This window comes from Paenibacillus sp. S-12 (assembly GCF_030363895.1).
GTDB classification, from domain to species: Bacteria; Bacillota; Bacilli; order Paenibacillales; family Paenibacillaceae; genus Paenibacillus_B; species Paenibacillus_B alvei.
In genome coordinates this window covers 112728-132177 of the sequence record NZ_JASIUF010000026.1, presented here as the reverse complement: position 1 = coordinate 132177, position 19450 = coordinate 112728, and the positions used below count along the sequence as shown (strand labels likewise).

The following is a 19450-nucleotide window of genomic DNA, read 5'->3' as shown; positions in this document are numbered from 1 at the left end:
CTGATGGTTCATGGCTCATGATGAATCGGAGCTGCCTCTGTCGGCACCCCTTCGAAAGCAGATGAATACACACGTCGAATATCGTCTTCCGTCAGCAGCAGCGGACTGCGAGCGAGCAATCTCCGCTGCTGTATGCCATCCTTCACGAGCGAATCCAATGCATCACGAGGTATCTCAAAAGCATCCAACGTATGCGGAATTCCTGACTCTTGAATCAACTGCTTCATCCGTTCGACCGCTAAGCAAGATGCCTCTGCATCCGTTAATTCCCGAGTATCTGCGCCCATCGCCTCTGCAATATGTCGAAGACGAGTCATACAAGCGCCACGGATATAATTCATCACATACGGCAGCAGCACAGCATTCGACTCACCATGGGACAAATGGAATTGTCCGCCCAATGGGTATGCAAGAGCATGAACGCCGCCCACTCCTGCGTTGAAAAAGGCTAGGCCGGCTAGATAACTGCCATAGCTCATGTCAGTCCGCGCTTCTTTGTCCGTACCATCCTTCACTGCCCGGACGAGCGAACGACTAATCAAGCGAATCGCATGCAGCGCTACCCCGTCCGTAGTTGGGCTGGCGTGGATCGATACATAAGCCTCAATCGCATGTGTTAGTGCATCCATTCCCGATGCCGCAGTAACCCGCGGCGGCACACTCACAGTCAGTTCTGGATCAATAATCGCCGCATCAGCCAGCAAATAATCGTGAGCCACAACATCCTTGGTCGTGTCCAATGACAGCACGGAAATATCCGTTACTTCCGAGCCTGTTCCTGATGTCGTGGGGATAAGAATTTTCGGCAGGCCCCTTACAGTCAATGGACGAGTCCCGCTTAGATTCAAATACTCCGCTACTGCTCCCTCATGCTGCGATAGAACTGCCGCCAGCTTCGCAAGATCCATCGCGCTTCCCCCGCCCAAACCAATGACGAGGTCGAACTTCCCTTCACGCGTATACTGGACGAGCGCCTCGCCTGCCGCAAGTGGCGGCTCGGGCATCGTATCCGCATAAATGTCAATCTCATAGCCTGCTTTCTTGAGTGGTTGAAGCACACGCTCCACAGTGCCGTTGCGATAAACCGACTTGCTTGTAACGCATAATATCCGTTTTGGCGCATGACGCTCTACTTCAGGCAACAGCTGGGCTACCGATCCCCAGCCAGTATATTGATAGGGTGCAAATCTGTGTGTAAACATTACTTACCTCACCTCTTCTTTAACTTGAACCTATTTTGCTAATGCTCACATGGATCCGGAAGTATGATCGTAACATCCTTCAAGTCCCTGATCAACCTACATCCATGGACAGCCCCCGCAAAAAGTGCTTGCAGCAGACACAAAGAAGAGCCGCCTCCTCGATACAAGCAGCTCTTCCTAACAAGCCGACATTGGATTAAAATGCCAATTGTAAAACTCCGATTGCATTAGGACACTTCTTGGGCAAGAGGGTTCATGCACAATCGGTAATAAAATCCTTCCATCTTCAGCAATTCACTATGCGTTCCACGCTCTATTATGCATCCATTCTCAATAACAAGGATTTGATCCGCTTCTCGGATAGTGCTTAATCGATGCGCGATCACAAAGCTCGTACGTCCCTTCATCAGGATTTGAAGCGCCCTCTGAATATGCATCTCTGTCCTCGTATCAATGCTGCTCGTCGCTTCATCCAAGATTAAGATGGCCGGATCGGCCAAAATAGCCCGCGCTATCGTCAACAACTGACGCTGGCCTTGGCTTACATTGCTTCCGTCCTCTGTCAGAACAGCATCATAGCCACCAGATAGACGCATGATAAACGAATGTGCGTTAGCCAGCCTTGCCGCCTGCTCAACCTCTTCCTCTGTCGCGTCCAGTCTTCCGTACCGAATATTATCCCTCACAGTGCCAGCAAACAAATAGGTATCCTGCAGTACCATGCCGATAGAGGCGCGCAGCTCGTCCTTATCCATATCCCTGATGTCTTGGCCGTCGATGAGAATAGAGCCATCATTGACATCATAGAAGCGCATCAACAAGTTGACAACCGTTGTCTTCCCCGACCCTGTCGGGCCTACAAGCGCTATTGTTTGTCCGGGACTCGCCGTCAGTTCAACATGCTTCAGCACTGGCACGTCCGGCTTATACCCGAAGGATACATTGCGAAAGACAACCTCTCCCTTTATACCCGTCATAGGCAAACTCATCTGTTGATCCGCATACTCCGTCTGTTCATCCATAATCTCAAAGATACGCTCCGCACCCGCAATCGCCGCTTGCAGCATATTGTATTGATTGGCCAGCTCATTTATTGGACGAGCGAACTGTTTGGAATAATTCAAGAAAGCCGTAATAATGCCGATTGTAATGACGCCTTGAACCGTCATATAACCGCCGACTGCCGCCACTAAGGCAAAGCTGATATTGTTGATGGCATTCATAAGCGGGGGAATGAACCCTGAGAATGCTTGCGCTTGAATGCCTACCTTCTTCAACTGCATGTTCTTCTTTGCAAAGATAGCAATTGCCTCTTCCTCACGACAGAATGCCTTAATCACTCGCTGACCCGAGATCATTTCTTCAATATATCCGTTCATGTCTCCCAGCTCGCGCTGTTGATCGGCAAAAAATCGGCGTGTACGCTTGGCAATGCTCCGTGTAACAAACAGCCCAAGCGGAACGACAATAAGGCTGATTAATGCCAGTACAGGACTCAGTGCTATCATCATAGTGATAGCCCCAGTCACTGTGATAACGCTAGTGAAAATCTGAATGGTGCTCTGTGTTAAAGAATTGTTGATGTTTTCCACATCATTCGTCAATCGGCTCATCACGTCACCGCGAGGACGTTCATCGAAGAAACGAAGCGGCAATGTTTGTACCTTATCGAATACATCCTTCCGAATCGCCTTGACCGTCCGCTGCGATATGCTGGCCATCATATACGTATGAGTCCATGACGTGAATGCACCGAGCGCGTATATCATAATTAATCCCGATACCAGTGTTCCGAGCAGCGCGAAGTCCGCCGTACCGCGGCCAATTCCAAGACTATCTATAGCCTTGCCAATCATGTAGGGCCCAATGAGTGCACATATGGAGCTTGCGACGACGAGCAGAAAAACAAGAAACAGCGGCGTACGCTCTGCACGCAAGTACCTCCACAGCCTTAACACCGTCGCCTTGGATTGCTTCGCCTTCTTGGGGGAACCCATGAGATGCATGCTTCCGCCCGAACCAGGCCCTTTATGTCCCATCATTTTTATGGAGGGCTCAGTGGCGGAACCTTGCTCTTGCTCTCTCCTTGAACGAGAATGATGTTCTGACATGCTATACCGCCTCCTCTCCTACTTGAGAACGATAAATATCCTGATACACGTCACAGTTCTCCATCAAATCCCCATGAGTACCTATGCCAACAATACAGCCGTCATCCAGCACAATGATTCGATCCGCATCCAGCACGGAACTAATTCGCTGGGCAACAATGAAGCATGTCGTACCCTTCAGTTGTTCACGGAACGCCTTCTGCATACGCGCCTCCGTACCTGTATCCACCGCACTCGTGCTGTCATCTAGTATGAGGATGGCGGGCCGCTTCAGCAGCGCCCGTGCAATGGACAAGCGCTGCTTCTGCCCGCCTGACAGATTGACACCCCGCTGGCCAATTATCGTATCGTAACCATCGGGCAGCTTGTGAATGAACTCAGTGGCTTGCGCGGCTTCAGCAGCGGCCTGCACCTCTTCTTCCGCCGCATCCGCTTGCCCCCAGCGAATATTATCCCGAATCGTCCCCGAGAACAAAATAGACTCCTGAAGCACCATGCCAACCTGTTGCCGCAGATAGCGCAAGGGAATATGACGAATATCTGTCCCATCGAGCAGGATACGACCTTCGGTCACATCATAGAAGCGAGGGATTAAATTGACAAGCGTCGACTTACCCGCACCGGTCGACCCCAGAATGGCAATTCGTTCTCCCGGTTGCGCCGTGAAGGAAATTTGCTGCAGTACCAGTTGTCCCCCTCCCCCCGCATAGCCGAAAGAGACATTATCGAAGGAGAGCTCACCGCGCGAAGCCGAATGTGTTGACGACCTATCTTCCAGATTACATGCTTCACCATCTGCACAGCTATCTGCACTGCTGTACGAGGCATCAGCGACGTTGTCAGCAATGTTATCAGCAATATCAGTCTTCGTATTCAGCACCTCTGCGATCCGATCAGCAGATACCTTGGCACGAGACAACGTCATTAGCATCATTCCAACCATCATGAGGGCGAACAAGATCTGCATCATATAGTTTGTAAATGCAATGACCTCGCCCACCTGCATGCTACCGCCGTCGACCTTCATGCCGCCAAACCATAGAACAGCTACAATACTAAAGTTCATCACCAGCATCATGACAGGCATCATGAGCGCCATAACTCGAGCTGCCCTTACCGTCATCTCTGCCAAGTCTTCATTTTTCTCTTGAAACCGTTCTTTCTCATAATCAGAGCGAACAAATGCTTTAATTACGCGAACTCCTGCAAGGTTCTCACGAATGATGCCATTCAATTTATCCAGTCTTGTTTGTACATGTTTAAATAAGGGAATGCCTTTACGAAAAATGAGGATTAATGCCCCAAGCAGCAGCGGCACTGTCACGAGGAAAATAAGAGCCATCTGCGCGTTTAGGGCAAAAGCCATGCCAATCCCGCCAATAAACAACAGCGGAAAACGCGTCAGCATGCGAAGCATCATAAGAACCACGTTTTGGACTTGAACCACGTCGTTCGTTAATCGAGTAATTAGAGAGGAGGTATGGAACTGATCCAATTTGTCGAAGGAGAAAGTTTGAATGTTCTTGAACATGTCCAAGCGAATATCCGCACCGACGTGCTGAGAAGCAGTGCTGGCGAAATAGACGCAGCCCATTCCACCTGCGATTCCAACCAAAGCGATCCCGACCATCATGAGCCCTGTTCTTGCGATATATCCCATATCCTGATTCGCTACACCATAATCAACAATATGAGACATAAGTGTCGGCTGCATTAAATCACACATGACCTCAACGAGCATGAGGAGCATGGCGCATAGTGCCGCTTTGCGATAGGGCAGTACATAAGCAAATAACTTTTTCATGGCATTAGCGCACACCTTTCACATTAGTTTGACAACTAATAATAAATGTCGAACTTATTCGTCTGTTTCCTCCTCATCATAAGGAGATAGATTATGATGCATATGCAGCAAAAAACGGCGAAGCAGTATTTTTTCCTCTTCTCGGAATCCCTGAAAGCACTGCTGTTCAACTTCCTTCACTGCCTCCTGCACATGTCCGACTGCCTCCTTGCCCTTTGGCAGCAAATACACCCGCGACACGCGCAAATCTTCCTCATCTGCCCGCCGCTCAATGAGTCCCGCTTTCTCCAAGCGGTTCAGCATCACTGTTACGGTTGCTGGCTTAATTTTCGCCTTCGCTACCAGCTCTTTCTGACTGCGGCCATCCTGATCACTGAGCAAAAATAGCATTGGCAGCTGACCAGGATGAATGCCTACGTCCTGAACCTTCTTCATCATTTCATTGTTGTACGCCCGAACAACCTGCGTGAGCAGCACCTCTAGCGAATCCAAATATGTATCATCCATCGCTTGCAAACACCCTCCCCTTTATTTAGCCGACTACCTATTTTGTGACAGTAGTCTATCATAGTCATGAATCCGATTCAAGCACCCTATCCATAAGTGCTTAAATGCACACAAAAAAGCGCCTGCTGAAGCAGACGCCTTTATTCCTCTTATATTCAACCTCATCCACCGAACTGCCTTATTTATGGCTGGCATGAAGATCATGCATATTCTGGTGAAGCTCCTTAATCATATGATTCATCAAGTATTGTTCTTGTGAATTCAATCCGTGCTGATTGTCCTGCGCAATATATTGCTGGATATTCCGTTTCAACAGTTCATTTCGTCGATCTAACATTTGTTCGTAACTCAAACAGAAGTCACTCCTCGCTTGTTGTACGTGCACAATTTTAGCCTATTTAAGTATACGGAGTAGACTCATGTTAGAAAAATGTGGTGACAGCTCCTCCTGCCGCTTTTGCCCGCAAGAAAGATCATCCACATGGCAAAGTACCGTTCGTTTGCAGTTATCCTCGCAAATGCTCTTTCATCGTCCTCCATGTTAAATAAGGAGTCTTATCCTACTCTTAGATGGAGAGATAACTTGCTAATTGAGCATAAATGCTTACCATCTCGTCAAGCTTCATCCGCACAAGTCCGCTAGAGGAAGGAGCCACAAATTCACATACTCCCTCAATAACCGGTGTATGTTGTATTCCCCAAGCAACACCCTTGCGCCCGCTGTACTTTTCATATACGCCCTTGCCCACAAAGCATACAGCTTGCGGCTTATAAGTATCAATCTTTTGTCGAAGCAACTGTCGGCCCTCGGCGTATTCCTCTGCCGTGATTTCCGCAGCTGTTCGCGTTGGTCGAGCGACAATATTCGTAAATCCATAACCCAGTTCAATAAGATCCCCATCTTCCTCCGGCCGATATAAGCGCGGGGTCAGCCCCGCCTGATAAATGATTTGCCAAAATCGATTGCGTGGATTGGCATAATGATGCCCTGTCGCCCCTGATCTCAGACTGGGATTATAGCCAACGAACAAAATGCGCAAATGCGGAGCAAGATGATCTGGGATGGCATTCATGGATTTGACCTCCTTCATTCATTTACAGCATCATGTGAAATTAGAAAATTTCGCATATTTTTCGAAGTTGCCTCACATAATAAAAGAGCGGCAACATGCAAAACGGCATGACTATGTGATTTTTGTTATCACCGTGCCGACTGCGCTCGCAAACATACTTGGAACTTGCCGAGTCAATCGTGAATAGAGGGGCTGTCCATATGGGCAGTTCTTTTCATTCAGCCCGCGCTTTTATTTATCCCATCTCATCAGCGCGCACAAATAAAAGGAGGGTTCTACCATGTACTATGCAAAAAAACAACCCGAGCCAGTTCCCGAGGAGCAAACATCCATTTGGCAATGCAGTCAAGACGGCTGCTCTTGCTGGATGCGGGAGAACTTCACATTCGACGAAACCCCAACCTGCCCGATTTGCCAATCCGCCATGGTTGAATCAACGCGGATGCTCCCTACACTAACGAACAACACCAATTACGCCCACACGAAGTAGAACGCTCAACTTCGATGACCGCGGCTGGCTTCACCGGTTCATGGACTGGAGGCTGGCCGCATTTTTTTCTATAGCGAAAGGGGTCTGTCCTGCTCGCAATAAGCTGTCCAGACCTCTTAGTTATTCCACTTCTTAATTAACGAACAACAACTGCGGTGCCGCTTACGGCAACCATCAGCATTCCTTCACGCACAACTTCATAATCCACATCAATGCCGACAACAGCGTTGGCTCCGAGCCGTCTTGCTGCATCCTTCATTTCTTCCATCGCAATTTCGCGCGCTTCCTTCAATTTGCTTTCATAAGCGCCAGCGCGTCCGCCCACCACATCACGCACAGATGCAAGGAAATCTCGAACAACGTTAGCGCCCATAATGGCCTCTCCTGTAACAATATCTTTATATTCTACGATTTCTCTTCCTTGAATAATTGATGTTGTGGTAACGATCATAGCTTATTTCCTCCTAAGGCAAAGTTGGGATGATGAAGTATTCACTGTCTTCTATAATCTCCAGTATACAGGGTGTCATTCATTGAACCCATCGAATTACATGACAATCTGCTATCTTTTACTTACATTTTCGCAACATCCATCGCTACGAAACCCGTCAGCCTGATCAGTGATCGTCTTGACAAAGACACAACCGATTGGTTATATTTTACATAAGGATTGAATAACAACATTTCTTGCGACGGAAGCACCCGTAGGAATGGGCAGAAACGCCCTTCTTGCGGGTTTTTTTGTTGCCTGGAAAATGAATGAACGATTAAGGAGGTTTAGAATGAAAAGAAGAATTGGGAACATCATAGCTATCATGCTAATCGCATTGCTCCTGCATCCACCATTCTTAGCTATATCCCATGCAGCCGGGAAAGAATTGTCTCCCTCAGCCAAGTCAGCAATGACGAAAATGACGGAATCGACAGCGACTGTACAAGCAAGCTCTATGAACACCATGTACAGTGAATTGATTGCTCTGCAAAATCAAATCCTGCAGCGTGATGGTTCATTAAAAAAGCTGCAAGCAAAAAACAAGGAGACCTTAACCAATATCCGCAGCAGGCTCCAGCAATGGGATACTGATAAGATTAACAAACTGGAAGCCTCTCTAAAGCAGACAAGACAGCGCTATGAGCCCCTGTTCGCTTCTTATCAGCTACTGAACGATCAAATTTCCCGTACAGTCTCCAAAAAAGACGAGAGAAAGGAAATGCTGCGCAAGCAGCGCGATATTGTGAAGGCCGCTGTACAGCTAGCCCGAATGGATATTAAAGCAAAGGTAGGGGCTGTGAAGAAAGCGCGAGACAGCAGATCGAAATTCGTCAAACGTGTACGTGAGATTTTGGCGGGCATTCCTTCCGTCAATGCGCAAATGAAATCTGAGCGGAGCAGGGTCAGCGAACTCCATAAACGCGCTACACCTCTATGGAGCTCACTCCATCGAGCCGTCAAGAAGGGGGATGCAAAAAGCTCGCTCCAATCCCTAACATCGCTCGTCTCTCTTATTCGTCAAATTGATCAGTCCAAGAAGAAGCTGGAGCAGCATGAGGCACGCATTACCGAGATCCTGCACAAAGCAAGAGCAGCGTTTGCTTGACGTTCATTAGGTTTATTATGGTTGTCATGTAATGAGCCAGATTTCTTCTGTAAAAATGAAAATCCCCGGAGTTTATCCGGGGAACCTTTATACCGATTGCTTATGTTGTTCTATGGTGGCAGCGCTGCGTTCATCTTCATTAGCATAACGTGTAAAGCGCGCTTCAATTTTTTTGCTAATATACAAGGACAGACCGATAAATAAGACAACAAAAATAAGCTGCAATGGGTGATCAATAAACCGTTGAATATCGTGGCCAATATAAGATACGGTGAACACCATTAGCGCCTTCCCGAATAAAATGGCGATGAAGAAGGAACGAATGCGCATACGCGCCACGGCCGCGACCATATTTATGAGGACGAACGGCCCTACAGGAAAAATACTGAGCAGGAAAACATAACTGAAGGCGTTATGACGCACCCACAACATGCTCTTCTTCACCTTCGGCTTTTCTGCCCAACGAGACAGCAGAGGGTGGCCTGCTATCTTGCGAACGATGAGGAACGTCAACATGCAGCCGCTCACAATTCCGATCCAAGAATAAAGGAACCCCCACCACAGCCCATATACCGCAGCATTGACACCAACAATGACAATGGTAGGCAGCGGAGGGATAAAGGATTTCATGAATGTTAACAAGATGCCGGGCAGCGGCCCGAAGGAACGGAATTGCTCCAACAGCGCCGTCAAATGTTCTTCTGTAAAATAAGAGGTAATCTCGGATAATTCCATGTTGTACGTATCCACCAGCCTCTATATTAATCTGTCTGAAAATGGTTCTATCCCCTTGCAGTCATGCAAATTTTTAGCTTGCTTGCAAATAGCATAACATAATTTAGGAAGCTCATACGCTTTCCTGCACAAAAAAAGATCGACAATTACATGGCACATTCCAAGCTCACTTCGTACATAATCATTACCAATGCATATGAAAAAAGCCGACCCTGAGGGTCAGCTCCTTGTTGTACAGCTTATTCTGAATACCTATAATAAATGCCCCAAACCTAAGGTTTGGGGCATTGTATTTACGTGTCTTACAGCTTTACAACGTTCTCAGCTTGTGGTCCACGGTTGCCTTCAACTACGTTGAACTCAACGCGTTGGCCTTCGTCCAACGTTTTGAATCCGTCGCCAGTGATTGCGGAGAAGTGTACGAATACATCGTTGCCGCCTTCAACTTCGATGAAACCGAAACCTTTTTCTGCGTTGAACCATTTAACTGTACCTGTTTGCATGAACAAATACCTCCTAAAATTTACATGACCTCTTATTTACATTAATAAATAAAATTCACATATTGGACAAGGTTATTCTGTTTCAAAATAACCCTCTGCAATATGTGAATCAGGTCAAATTTGAATATAGTTATCTTACCACAGGATTACCTAAATAGCAATTCCTGTTTTTTTAATTTGTTTTTGAATCGCGTTGTCGAAGCCGTACCTTCAACGAACTTGGACACGACAGCAGCTGCGCTAGTTCACAACGTCTACTCGATCAACCTTCTTAATCGTCATATATATAACGAATACACCAATTAGTGCCAAGCTAATTGGAATGATAATGATGGAATTTAACGATATACCGCCAACTCCTACATTGTTGGAGCATACAATAAGCGAAATAATCAAGGAAGAAGTAATCGTTACTGGCGTCGAATATTTCTTCATGCCAAAATATAAAGGAATGAGACTCATCAAACTCGCTGCCAGTGCGTTCATCACGAATTGGAATGCCCCTTCCCCGATAATCGACAAGGTCAGCGTCTCTTGAATGCTGGGTTTCACGGCATTAGCCGTCAGCAAAATCGCACTGAGCACGATTTCAGATAAAATAATGCTGACGAATGTAAATGTACAAACAATGAACAGCTTACTGATCAAGAGCTTTTTCCGGCTTATCGGGTACATGAACAAGATGTTGATGGTCTTAGATTTATACTCCTCGATAATATATCGTGATAATAGCACAGCTGCAAAGGTAATAAACGTCAGCCGTACGATTGAATCCACGCCCGCAAAAAGGGCATTATATTCGGGAAAAGCAATATCATCTAACGGTGTCCGGGTATATAACATTAAAAATAGTAACGCCATCATGACGACGTTAGCTATGATCGCCCCACGTATGTATCCGCCAATTTTAAACTTTCGAAGCTCCAATTTTACTAGATTAAGCAACATGATCGCCTCCATCCAATAACGATAAAAAGTACTGCTCCAAGGAACTGTTTTTCTTGTGAATCGATTCAATTTGGATATCATTCAGGACCAATTCCTTCGTCAACACTCCTTGCTGGATATTCGGATCATATACCCGGATCATCCGCTCATCCATAACCCGCAGATTGTGTATGCCTAACTTATCTTCTAGCAGGAATGAAGCTCGCGTGCAGTCGCTTGTCACAATCTCAACATATTCACAATTTTTCATTCGAACCTCATCCATGGATACTTCTTTAATTAACCGGCCATGATTAATGACGCCAATCGTATCTGCGACAAGCTCAATCTCACCCAATAAATGACTGGATATCAAAATTGTCGTGCCATATTGCTTGCTCAGCATAAGCAGCAAATCCCGGATCTCCTTAATCCCTATCGGATCCAGTCCGTTAATAGGCTCATCAAACATAAGCAACTCCGGCTTCGTCGATATTGCTCTCGCGATACCGAGGCGCTGCTTCATTCCTAATGAAAAGTCCTTGACCGATTTATTTCCAACATGATGAAGCTTCACAAGCTCCAGTGCCTCATCAATGGAATGCATATTGTGATACCCCATATATGCACAATGCAGTTCCAGATTATCTCTCGCCGACAGCTTGTCATAAAATACGGGGTATTCGATAATTGTCCCCATGCGGGATAGCAGATGATAGGAATCAGGAGCTAATGTTTCTCCGAACAATTCGATTTGACCAATCGTAGGCTTAATTAGGTTCGTAATCATCTTCATGATCGTTGTTTTGCCGGCCCCGTTCGGCCCTAGAAATCCATAGATCTCTCCCTGGCGAATATTCATATTTACATTCGAGACGACCTCTTTGCCTTGGAACGTCTTCGACAGATGATGTGTACGTACTAGATACGTCATGGCAGTATCTCCTCTCACTCAGTTGCCAATTTCCCGATGTCTTCATAGTTATTGTATAAGACAGTGTTCTCTTATTCCTTACTCAATCCTTACAAAAATCTTAAGCCCTATGGGGTGATTGTTTTACCGGCTGTATACACCATATGTGAATTTGCAAATCAGTCTTTTAACTACTCTAATTATTATCATATGGACATGGCGGCGATTCAAATGAATATTTATGTTCTATATCTGAATTCACTAGCATATCAATTTCTCGTAATAGAGTAAGATACGACACTCTGTCCGATGTATGATTCAACTCTAGTAGGTTAATACTTGTAGTATGTATACCAACTAGTATTTTCTTATCATTGACAAATTGTTCCTCTTAACCTATATTGAGCATGATAGTTCCCTATGCCTAGGATCTCAGTCATCTACGCTTACATTTACGAAGCACTTAATTAAATCTCATAGGGCACACTAATCGAAAGATTAGGCCGCAAAGCTTCGGAGTCTAACGGTCTTATGACCTATGACAGTCCGGCTGCAACTAACGATCACGTTATTGCAGCCGGACTTTTTTTATTTATGTGAGGTTCCGACGGAATTAACTTTCCGTTGAGCTATATAAATAAGAATGAGGAGGCATGGACTCACTGTAGTTAAGGGAGGAATAAAATGAAAAAATGAGGTGGCGAATTGAATGAAACGTAGAGTAAAGTTAGCTGTAACATGGCTGTGCGTATTTGCCGTGTTCTTCGGGTTTATTCCTCACACACTGCAAAGTGCAGATGCAGCCGCACAAGATCCAATCTGGCCAGAATCAGGTGCTGTGAAATTAAGCAAGACAGCGAAGCCAACCGGGACGCCGGGAGAATGGAAGATTACTCTAACCGCCGAAGGGAAGAACGTTGAAGCCGGTGACACCGATGTCGTACTTGTCTTAGACAAGTCAGACAGTATGAGATCCTACAAACGGTTAGACAATGCCAAAAAGGCAGCAGAGAAATTTGTAAATACGCTGCTTTTTTCCAACGTCAAAACAAGAATTGCTCTTGTCACGTTTAGCACCAGCTCAGAGGACACATCATCCGGATTCCTTGGCCAGAATGATAAACAGCAGCTCCTGAACAATATTAAGGGTATCTCGGCTTCCGGAGGGACAAACATACAAAGCGCTCTCTACACAGCACATCGTTTATTAGCTACCAAGAGTTCAGCCAAAAATAAATTTATTGTGCTGCTCAGCGACGGTGCGCCAACGTTCAGTTCTCCTGCAAAAAAAGCTGCCTCTTATTCATGGCCCAACAATAAGTACAACTTTGTATTATCAGATTTTGACTACACCAAGACTATCGGTTCAGGCAACAGCTATCAATTATCCTCTGGCTTGTTCGGGGATCGATACACGATAGGCAACTATACGGTTAAGGACAATGGAATTCCTACGATATCTCAAGCCAAGGCATCCAAGGATGCAGGAATCAACATTTATTCGATCGGGCTTGAGGTCGGCAATGATGCTAACGCTGTATATGTATTAAAAAACAGCGCTTCAGCAAACAACTATTACCCATCTGACAGTGCGGAGCTGGAGAAGGTTTTCTCTGAACTGGCAGGGAAAATCTCTTACGCGGCTGAAAATGCTGTAGTCAAGGATCCGATGGGTGAAATGTTTAACCTTATTTTCAAGGGTAATGCACCTGTTGAAAATCAAGACTATAAAGTATCTCAAGGGACAGTGAAATGGGATGCAGCTTCTGAAACGTTTGTATGGGACGTTGGCAACATCGTAGAAGGAAGTCCGGCAACCTTGACATATACCATCAAAATGGACTCTTCCAAAAATCCAAGCGCCGATGTCAATTACCCGACAAACGGGCGAACTACCATAGAATACACAGATGTGAATCAACAACGTACATCAAAAGAGTTTGAAGTGCCGCAAGTCAGCTTCGGCAAAGGCTCCATACTTGTGAAAGGCTACAAGGTAAATGACCAAGGCGAGCCTATTAACGCAGACGGCAAGGTTGTTGAACGTGTGGATCTTGCAGAGCAGTTGTACAGTGGATCCTTCACCGTCAACGGCAAGGACGCGCTGGACATAGGGCCGAAATACAAGGTTCCTGCTCCGAAGCTTGATAACTATGTATTGAAAAAGGGTACTGACCCTACAGAAGAAACGTTAACGATTCAGGAGCCTAATAAAACCATATGGTTCGGATATGCGCTAGCTCCACAAAAGTTAACGATTAAGTACGTAGATAGAGAAACAGGTAAATCCATCGCTAACGACGACTCTTCTCTCTCCGGCACAATCGGACAGACGATTACGTTGAAGGCTCTGGATATTCCGGGTTACACACCTGAGAAGACTGAGGTTCAGTACACGTTCAAGGCCAAGGACAACGAGTACACCTTCTTCTACAAGAAAACGGATCTCCCTATCACTATCAAGTTCGTCGATAAAGATACGAGCAAGTCCATTGCTGACGACGACACTTCTCGTTCAGGCAAAGTTGGCGAGGCCGTTACGTTGAAAGCTCTGGATATTCCGGGTTACACGCCTGAAAAGGCGGAAATAACCTATACCGTCAAAGCTACAGACAACGTGGTTACCTTCTTCTACAAAGCAAACGCTCAAAAAGTAAACATCCACTACATTGACCAAGATACCAAGCTACCTATCGCAAAAGACTCTTCGAAAGACGGCAAAACTGGAGAATCAGTAACACTGACTGCACTTGAAATCACAGGCTACACTCCAGTGAATCCGGAAGTCAGATACACATTCACGGCTGAGGCTAACCAAGAGAATACCTTCTTCTACACCAAGAATGCTCCTGTAGAACGCACTGTTCACGTCCACTATAAAGAGGCGGATACTGGTGCGGTTCTGAAGGAATCTACTTCGACAAGCGGTAAGGTTGGAGAAACGGTTACGCTGAAGGCGGAAGATATTACGATTAATGGTGTTGTCTACGTTCCTAACACTTATGAACATGAATACACCATTACTGACAAAGAGGAGCAATCCTATACCTTCATCCACACCAAGAAGAACGTTATTCCTCAAGAACGCACCGTGCACGTCCACTATAAGGATGCAGCTACTGGCACAGTTCTGAAGGAGTCCACTTCAACAAGCGGCAAGGTTGGGGCAACCATCACACTGAGAGCAGAAGATATTACAGTTGATGGTGTAATCTACGTGCCAGCTTCCTATCAGCATGAATACGCAGTCACTGAGCAAGCTGAACAATCCTATACGTTCTTCTACAGCAAGAAAGAGCTGCCAACCTATTTCGTAACTGTTCATCATCTTGAAGAAGGCACTGACGCAGTGCTGCATGAACCTACTACGGTCAGTGGAAAGTCTGGCGAAGTCGTTCATGTAACAGCTGAGCCAATTTCCGTCGCTGACGCCGTGTACCAGCCAATAAAATTCAACCATGACATTACAATTGAGGGGACTCCAGAACAACTGTATACGATTTACTACAAGAAGGGCGAACCAGTAGAGCCATTGCTGCTGACGGTATTGCATCTGGATAAGGAAACTCTTGCACCGCTGGCAGAACCAACTTCACTGAAAGGCAAAGCCGGGGAACACATTACGCTGAAACCTACACCGATTACTGTGACAGATGCAGTCTACAACCCGGAACACGCTGCTTATGACTATGTCTTCACGGGAGAAGCGACTCAGACCTTCTCTATCCTCTACATTAAGAATCCAATTACTCATCCAGATCAACATGTGACAATTAAGTATGTGGAGCAGGGAACAGGCAAGCAGTTGGTGAATCCAACGACGAAGAACGGCAAGGCCGGGGAAAAAGTAGAGCTTACAGCACTGTCCATATCAGGGTACACACCTGTGAAATCCACTGACACTTACACCTTCACCGATAAGGAAGGGCAAGAATACATCTTCTATTACACACGAAACTCAAGTGGCGGAGGCAGCAGCAGTGGCGGCAGTAGTTCCTATTATCCAAGCTCCAAGCCATTACCACAAGTTCCACCAGTACAACCATTGCCGCCGGTACCAAAGTTAGAAACCAGCTATCACTACAATTACATCAATGGATATCCGGACGGTAAAATCAAGCCGGAAAATCTAATTAGCCGCGAGGAAGTAGCTGTTATTTTCTATCGCCTAATGGAAAATAGCACACGGGCTAACTTCTTGAAGGGCACGAACTCCTATAAGGACATTGCCGAAAAACGTTGGTCGAACAGGCACATCTCCACCATGGAGAATGCGGGCATTATCAAGGGATACCCTGATGGCTCCTTCCTGCCGGAAAGACCAATTACAAGAGCAGAGTTCGCCGCGATTGCTTCGAGATTCGATAAGCTGAACGAGCAGCCGAATACGATGTTCTCCGATATCAGCGGTCACTGGGCGGAGAAATACATTGTATCCGCTGCGAACAAAGGTTGGATTAAAGGTTATAAAAACGGCACATTTAAGCCAAATCAATACATTACTCGCGCCGAAGCTATGGCCTTCATCAACAGCGTGCTGAACCGCAAGGTTCACAATGATGAAATTCATAAGGACGCGAAAAAATGGCCTGACATTACTCCAACGAACTGGTACTATTCCGATGTGATGGAAGCCACGAACTACCATGACTACCACCGCATCAAGGATAACTTCGAATCGTGGGATAAAGTCAACGCCGATGTTGTCTATCCATAATCGCAACAAAGCACGATTATGCAGCAAAGCGCCTATTCGACGCATGTCGAGGAGGCGCTTCTTCTTCTATGTAAGGCTCTCAGTTGGCAAACAGCTTAGCCATAAACTCATACGTTAATGGCATGCTGTCCTTCAAATCGCTCCGAGTCGCATCGCTATACAAGTACAAACTTGCCGCTTCAGCGAAATATTCCGTTGGGTATGCCGATACATAGCCATCGCCATTATATTTCACACTTGCTTCTTTGTTGAAAATATTTTTGAATTCGTCTGTGCCGCTTACTTCATTGAGTACAAGACGATCAACAGCATGCAGTGTTTCGTGAATTTCCAGATTGAGCGAATTATGACCCTTCCCTTTCTCGCTATATCCAATGCGAACTGCAACTACTCGCTCACTCACTCCGGGAACATCATCCCATGTTAACCCAGTGCCTTCCCATCCTCTAGGTACTACCCCTTTCAGATAAGCAAGCTCCGGCTCGTTCGTTATGGCGCCTTGTGTAAGCTTAATTTTAACCCCTTTGCTGTACAAGGCGTCCAAGATCGATGTTGGAATCTTCTCCAGCCGCTGCTTCATTGCAGCCGCCTCACTATGGTTGTATTCACCGCTAGGCAACACAACCAGCTTGTCCAAAATGGACTGCTCCTGTGCATGAGCCGGAGCTGCAAATAACGGACATACGATCATAACTGCAAGAATAAGTGCGACAACACGCTTGTCCCATTTCACGATACATTCTCCTCCCGAAGCGAAAACAACTGAATGATCGATTCAGCACTGCCCTGCTTCATGATTGGTAACTGGCTGGCTTAGCAAGATACGCTGTAGCCCCTATAGCTTTGCGTCACCATTTTTCAATGGCTTTGCCTTTATACAAATACGGAGTGCGATATGAAGTTTACAAGCAATAAAAAAGATCCCCACTTACCGAAATAAGAAGGGATCGTAACGTGCATTTTCGCTGCCGCTATTCCTCTATACTCGGTAACTGGCTGGCTTAGCGAAATTCGCCGTAGCCCCTATAGTTTTGCGTCGCCATCTTTCGATGGGTTTGCCTTTATCTATATAGACTCTATCAATTTGGAAAATAAATCTATTAGTTCTATATCACCAGATTAATGCTGCTAGAATCGAAAGTCAAGCAAGAAACGGCAATTTCTTACAAGAAAATTAGCTCCTTTTACCCAACCTAAGGCAGTATTGTGCCTAACCCTGTCTCTATCACGCACAACGAAAAGCTTCTATTACTATTTTATTGAATAGTTACTATACAAAATAACCGTACTTTTATTAGAAAAGCAGTTCGATTATGATAACAGCACAACAGGGCGCACCTTGGATGTGAAGGAGCTATTGGGGTAAGACAGAGGGGGAATAGATCTATGAAGGCAATTGTATTCGGAAGCACTGGCTTTATTGGAAGCCATGTCGTTGAACAGTTGCTGCTTGCTGGACACGAAGTAACTGCTGTGGCGCGCCATACAAGCAACACCTTATGGCTTGAGCAAATGGGCGTTCATGTAACTCGACTTCAATTGATGGATCCAGCAGAGGTGGCCAACGTTATTAAGGGACATGATGTGGTGTACAACTGTACGGCAGATGCGAAGCTCCATACGATGATACGTGCAGAAGCGCCTGTAGAGATTCAATTGACGAGATTACTGGCAGAAACTGCAGCTGCCCAAGGGGTAGCTCGTTTCATTCAACTGAGCACCATTGTTGTCTATGACTTCCACAGCAATGAACCAATCGATGAACAATATGATACGCAGCCGATATACCCTATTCAGCAATTAGGACTGACAAGGGAACAGATTGTGAGGGAAATTGGCGACCGAACCGGAATGACGTCCATCATTTTGCGGCCAGCCAGTGCGATCGGCATTCGAGATAAGACATCATTCTTTGCACGAATGTTCAAGACTCATCAGAGCGATCAGTATCCTATAGTTGAGAGTGGAGCAGCCAAGGTATCGCTTGTAGATACCCGCGATATCGGTCGCGCAATGGCATGGCTCGGAACCTACGATCAGCCCGCACAAGACAACGGTATCTATGTGTTAAAAGGGTTCGACACATCCTGGAAGCAGTTGAAGAAAGCCATTGATGACGCTGTAGGGAAGTCAGCAGCTGAACTCCATATTCCCGCAACTCTAACAGAGAAGCAGTTGAAATCGTATCACATGTCACCTTTTGCACGGGATACATTAACGACCAACCGCATCTGGAACGATAACAAGATCCGCATGCTGGGCTTCCATACCCAATATACCTTGCAGGAGGCCGTTACAGACGCAGTTGAGGATCTAATGAACCGACAGCAGAAAACACCTAATCACTAACTGGACTAATTGAAACTGGTCTGAAGTAAGAAAAGGCAGTCCTAACTTAGTCAACAACTTAAAATTGCTGACTTGTTAGAACTGCCTCTTCTCTAGGTATTGTCATCATCTAAAAAAGAAACACGTTATCCGTGTCCCCAAAAGCTAAATAGTACTATAAAGCATTTTCCTTCAACCCTTATTTGGATTGAACTGGACTTGTGTTAGCAAGAACAGCTATCTTCTTCTCGCCCTTGACCATAGCTGACTTGCATTGCGGGCATGTCGGTTCATTGGAAAACGAGAAATTGTCTCTCATCCATCCATTACATTCTTCGTTCGAACATATCCACACCGATGTCATTTCCATCGGCACATCCTCCTGTGATTTCTTCCGCGAGCTGTACAAACCCCATCTCTCCTCACATGATATGTTGATACGCCGACTGTAAATATAAAAGCCCCAAACGTCACGTTCGGGGCACGATATTGCGACTACAGCCGAATCAGTATGGTTCCATTATACCATATTTCCAAATTAA

The 19450-nt window shown here is 46.0% G+C and carries 17 protein-coding genes and 3 riboswitches; of the genes, 4 read left to right on the top strand and 13 right to left on the bottom strand.

The window, feature by feature from the left end:
- Positions 1–8 precede the first annotated feature (8 nt).
- From NO352_RS23320 to mug, 6 genes are all read right to left on the bottom strand, one after another.
- Positions 9–1202, bottom strand: coding sequence for an iron-containing alcohol dehydrogenase (locus NO352_RS23320; RefSeq protein ID WP_005543621.1), 1194 nt, complete (start codon positions 1200–1202; stop codon positions 9–11).
- 227 nt (positions 1203–1429) lie between these two features.
- Complete coding sequence (locus NO352_RS23315) at positions 1430–3313, bottom strand: ABC transporter ATP-binding protein (RefSeq protein ID WP_005543622.1); 1884 nt, start codon at positions 3311–3313, stop codon at positions 1430–1432.
- 1 nt (position 3314) lies between these two features.
- Complete coding sequence (locus NO352_RS23310) at positions 3315–5117, bottom strand: ABC transporter ATP-binding protein (protein ID WP_289356882.1); 1803 nt, start codon at positions 5115–5117, stop codon at positions 3315–3317.
- A 54-nt stretch (positions 5118–5171) separates the two neighbouring features.
- Positions 5172–5624 (bottom strand): MarR family winged helix-turn-helix transcriptional regulator, encoded by a 453-nt coding sequence (locus NO352_RS23305; protein WP_289356881.1) that lies wholly within the window; start codon positions 5622–5624, stop codon positions 5172–5174.
- A 178-nt stretch (positions 5625–5802) separates the two neighbouring features.
- Positions 5803–5976, bottom strand: coding sequence for a hypothetical protein (locus NO352_RS23300; RefSeq protein ID WP_005543625.1), 174 nt, complete (start codon positions 5974–5976; stop codon positions 5803–5805).
- Between the two features lie 214 nt (positions 5977–6190).
- Complete coding sequence (gene mug / locus NO352_RS23295; protein ID WP_005543626.1) at positions 6191–6697, bottom strand: G/U mismatch-specific DNA glycosylase; 507 nt, start codon at positions 6695–6697, stop codon at positions 6191–6193.
- Between the two features lie 280 nt (positions 6698–6977).
- Here mug and NO352_RS23290 point away from each other — a divergent pair, with 280 nt between their 5' ends.
- Positions 6978–7187 carry a cold-shock protein gene (locus NO352_RS23290; RefSeq protein WP_005543627.1) on the top strand — a complete coding sequence of 70 codons (210 nt, stop codon included), beginning with the start codon at positions 6978–6980 and terminating at the stop codon, positions 7185–7187.
- A gap of 136 nt (positions 7188–7323) precedes the next feature.
- Here NO352_RS23290 and NO352_RS23285 read toward each other — a convergent pair whose 3' ends face one another.
- The gene (locus tag NO352_RS23285; protein WP_163974858.1) at positions 7324–7638 is read right to left on the bottom strand and encodes a YbjQ family protein; all 315 of its coding nucleotides are present in this window, start codon (positions 7636–7638) and stop codon (positions 7324–7326) included.
- 331 nt (positions 7639–7969) lie between these two features.
- Here NO352_RS23285 and NO352_RS23280 point away from each other — a divergent pair, with 331 nt between their 5' ends.
- A complete protein-coding gene (locus tag NO352_RS23280; RefSeq protein WP_289356880.1) occupies positions 7970–8785 on the top strand; it encodes a hypothetical protein in 816 nt (271 codons plus the stop codon).
- Between the two features lie 87 nt (positions 8786–8872).
- Here the strand turns inward: NO352_RS23280 and NO352_RS23275 are convergent, their stop codons facing one another.
- The 4 genes from NO352_RS23275 to NO352_RS23260 all read right to left on the bottom strand — a co-directional run bounded on the left by NO352_RS23275 (position 8873) and on the right by NO352_RS23260 (position 11884).
- Positions 8873–9520 carry a TVP38/TMEM64 family protein gene (locus NO352_RS23275; protein WP_163974862.1) on the bottom strand — a complete coding sequence of 216 codons (648 nt, stop codon included), beginning with the start codon at positions 9518–9520 and terminating at the stop codon, positions 8873–8875.
- Positions 9521–9822: 302 nt separating this feature from the next.
- A complete protein-coding gene (locus tag NO352_RS23270; protein WP_005543633.1) occupies positions 9823–10023 on the bottom strand; it encodes a cold-shock protein in 201 nt (66 codons plus the stop codon).
- 240 nt (positions 10024–10263) lie between these two features.
- A complete protein-coding gene (locus tag NO352_RS23265) occupies positions 10264–10971 on the bottom strand; it encodes an ABC transporter permease (protein WP_268620557.1) in 708 nt (235 codons plus the stop codon).
- Positions 10961–11884: an ABC transporter ATP-binding protein gene (locus NO352_RS23260; RefSeq protein WP_005543637.1), complete on the bottom strand. Its 924-nt coding sequence runs from the start codon at positions 11882–11884 to the stop codon at positions 10961–10963. The genes NO352_RS23265 and NO352_RS23260 overlap by 11 nt, the downstream gene beginning before the upstream one ends.
- Positions 11885–12333: 449 nt before the next feature.
- Positions 12334–12421: riboswitch (cyclic di-GMP riboswitch) on the top strand.
- Between the two features lie 151 nt (positions 12422–12572).
- Here NO352_RS23260 and NO352_RS23255 point away from each other — a divergent pair.
- Positions 12573–16580: a MucBP domain-containing protein gene (locus NO352_RS23255; protein WP_289356878.1), complete on the top strand. Its 4008-nt coding sequence runs from the start codon at positions 12573–12575 to the stop codon at positions 16578–16580.
- Between the two features lie 79 nt (positions 16581–16659).
- Here NO352_RS23255 and NO352_RS23250 read toward each other — a convergent pair whose 3' ends face one another.
- Entirely contained in the window at positions 16660–17313 is a 654-nt protein-coding gene (locus tag NO352_RS23250; protein ID WP_289356877.1) for an anthrax toxin lethal factor-related metalloendopeptidase, read from the bottom strand.
- A 63-nt stretch (positions 17314–17376) separates the two neighbouring features.
- A riboswitch (cyclic di-GMP riboswitch) is annotated at positions 17377–17462 on the bottom strand.
- 102 nt (positions 17463–17564) lie between these two features.
- Positions 17565–17650: riboswitch (cyclic di-GMP riboswitch) on the bottom strand.
- 316 nt (positions 17651–17966) lie between these two features.
- Here NO352_RS23250 and NO352_RS23245 point away from each other — a divergent pair.
- Positions 17967–18929, top strand: coding sequence for an NAD-dependent epimerase/dehydratase family protein (locus NO352_RS23245; protein ID WP_268620553.1), 963 nt, complete (start codon positions 17967–17969; stop codon positions 18927–18929).
- A 178-nt stretch (positions 18930–19107) separates the two neighbouring features.
- Here NO352_RS23245 and NO352_RS23240 read toward each other — a convergent pair whose 3' ends face one another.
- Complete coding sequence (locus NO352_RS23240) at positions 19108–19317, bottom strand: cold-shock protein (protein ID WP_040734930.1); 210 nt, start codon at positions 19315–19317, stop codon at positions 19108–19110.
- Positions 19318–19450 lie beyond the last annotated feature (133 nt).

Bases quoted from the DNA above. Each gene is read 5' to 3' on its own strand.
- NO352_RS23320 (WP_005543621.1), bottom strand. From the start codon at position 1,202: ATGTTTACACACAGATTTGCACCCTATCAATATACTGGCTGGGGATCG.
- NO352_RS23315 (WP_005543622.1), bottom strand. From the start codon at position 3,313: ATGTCAGAACATCATTCTCGTTCAAGGAGAGAGCAAGAGCAAGGTTCC.
- NO352_RS23310 (WP_289356882.1), bottom strand. From the start codon at position 5,117: ATGAAAAAGTTATTTGCTTATGTACTGCCCTATCGCAAAGCGGCACTA.
- NO352_RS23305 (WP_289356881.1), bottom strand. From the start codon at position 5,624: ATGGATGATACATATTTGGATTCGCTAGAGGTGCTGCTCACGCAGGTT.
- mug (WP_005543626.1), bottom strand. From the start codon at position 6,697: ATGAATGCCATCCCAGATCATCTTGCTCCGCATTTGCGCATTTTGTTC.
- NO352_RS23290 (WP_005543627.1), top strand. From the start codon at position 6,978: ATGTACTATGCAAAAAAACAACCCGAGCCAGTTCCCGAGGAGCAAACA.
- NO352_RS23285 (WP_163974858.1), bottom strand. From the start codon at position 7,638: ATGATCGTTACCACAACATCAATTATTCAAGGAAGAGAAATCGTAGAA.
- NO352_RS23280 (WP_289356880.1), top strand. From the start codon at position 7,970: ATGAAAAGAAGAATTGGGAACATCATAGCTATCATGCTAATCGCATTG.
- NO352_RS23275 (WP_163974862.1), bottom strand. From the start codon at position 9,520: ATGGAATTATCCGAGATTACCTCTTATTTTACAGAAGAACATTTGACG.
- NO352_RS23270 (WP_005543633.1), bottom strand. From the start codon at position 10,023: ATGCAAACAGGTACAGTTAAATGGTTCAACGCAGAAAAAGGTTTCGGT.
- NO352_RS23265 (WP_268620557.1), bottom strand. From the start codon at position 10,971: ATGTTGCTTAATCTAGTAAAATTGGAGCTTCGAAAGTTTAAAATTGGC.
- NO352_RS23260 (WP_005543637.1), bottom strand. From the start codon at position 11,884: ATGACGTATCTAGTACGTACACATCATCTGTCGAAGACGTTCCAAGGC.
- NO352_RS23255 (WP_289356878.1), top strand. From the start codon at position 12,573: ATGAAACGTAGAGTAAAGTTAGCTGTAACATGGCTGTGCGTATTTGCC.
- NO352_RS23245 (WP_268620553.1), top strand. From the start codon at position 17,967: ATGAAGGCAATTGTATTCGGAAGCACTGGCTTTATTGGAAGCCATGTC.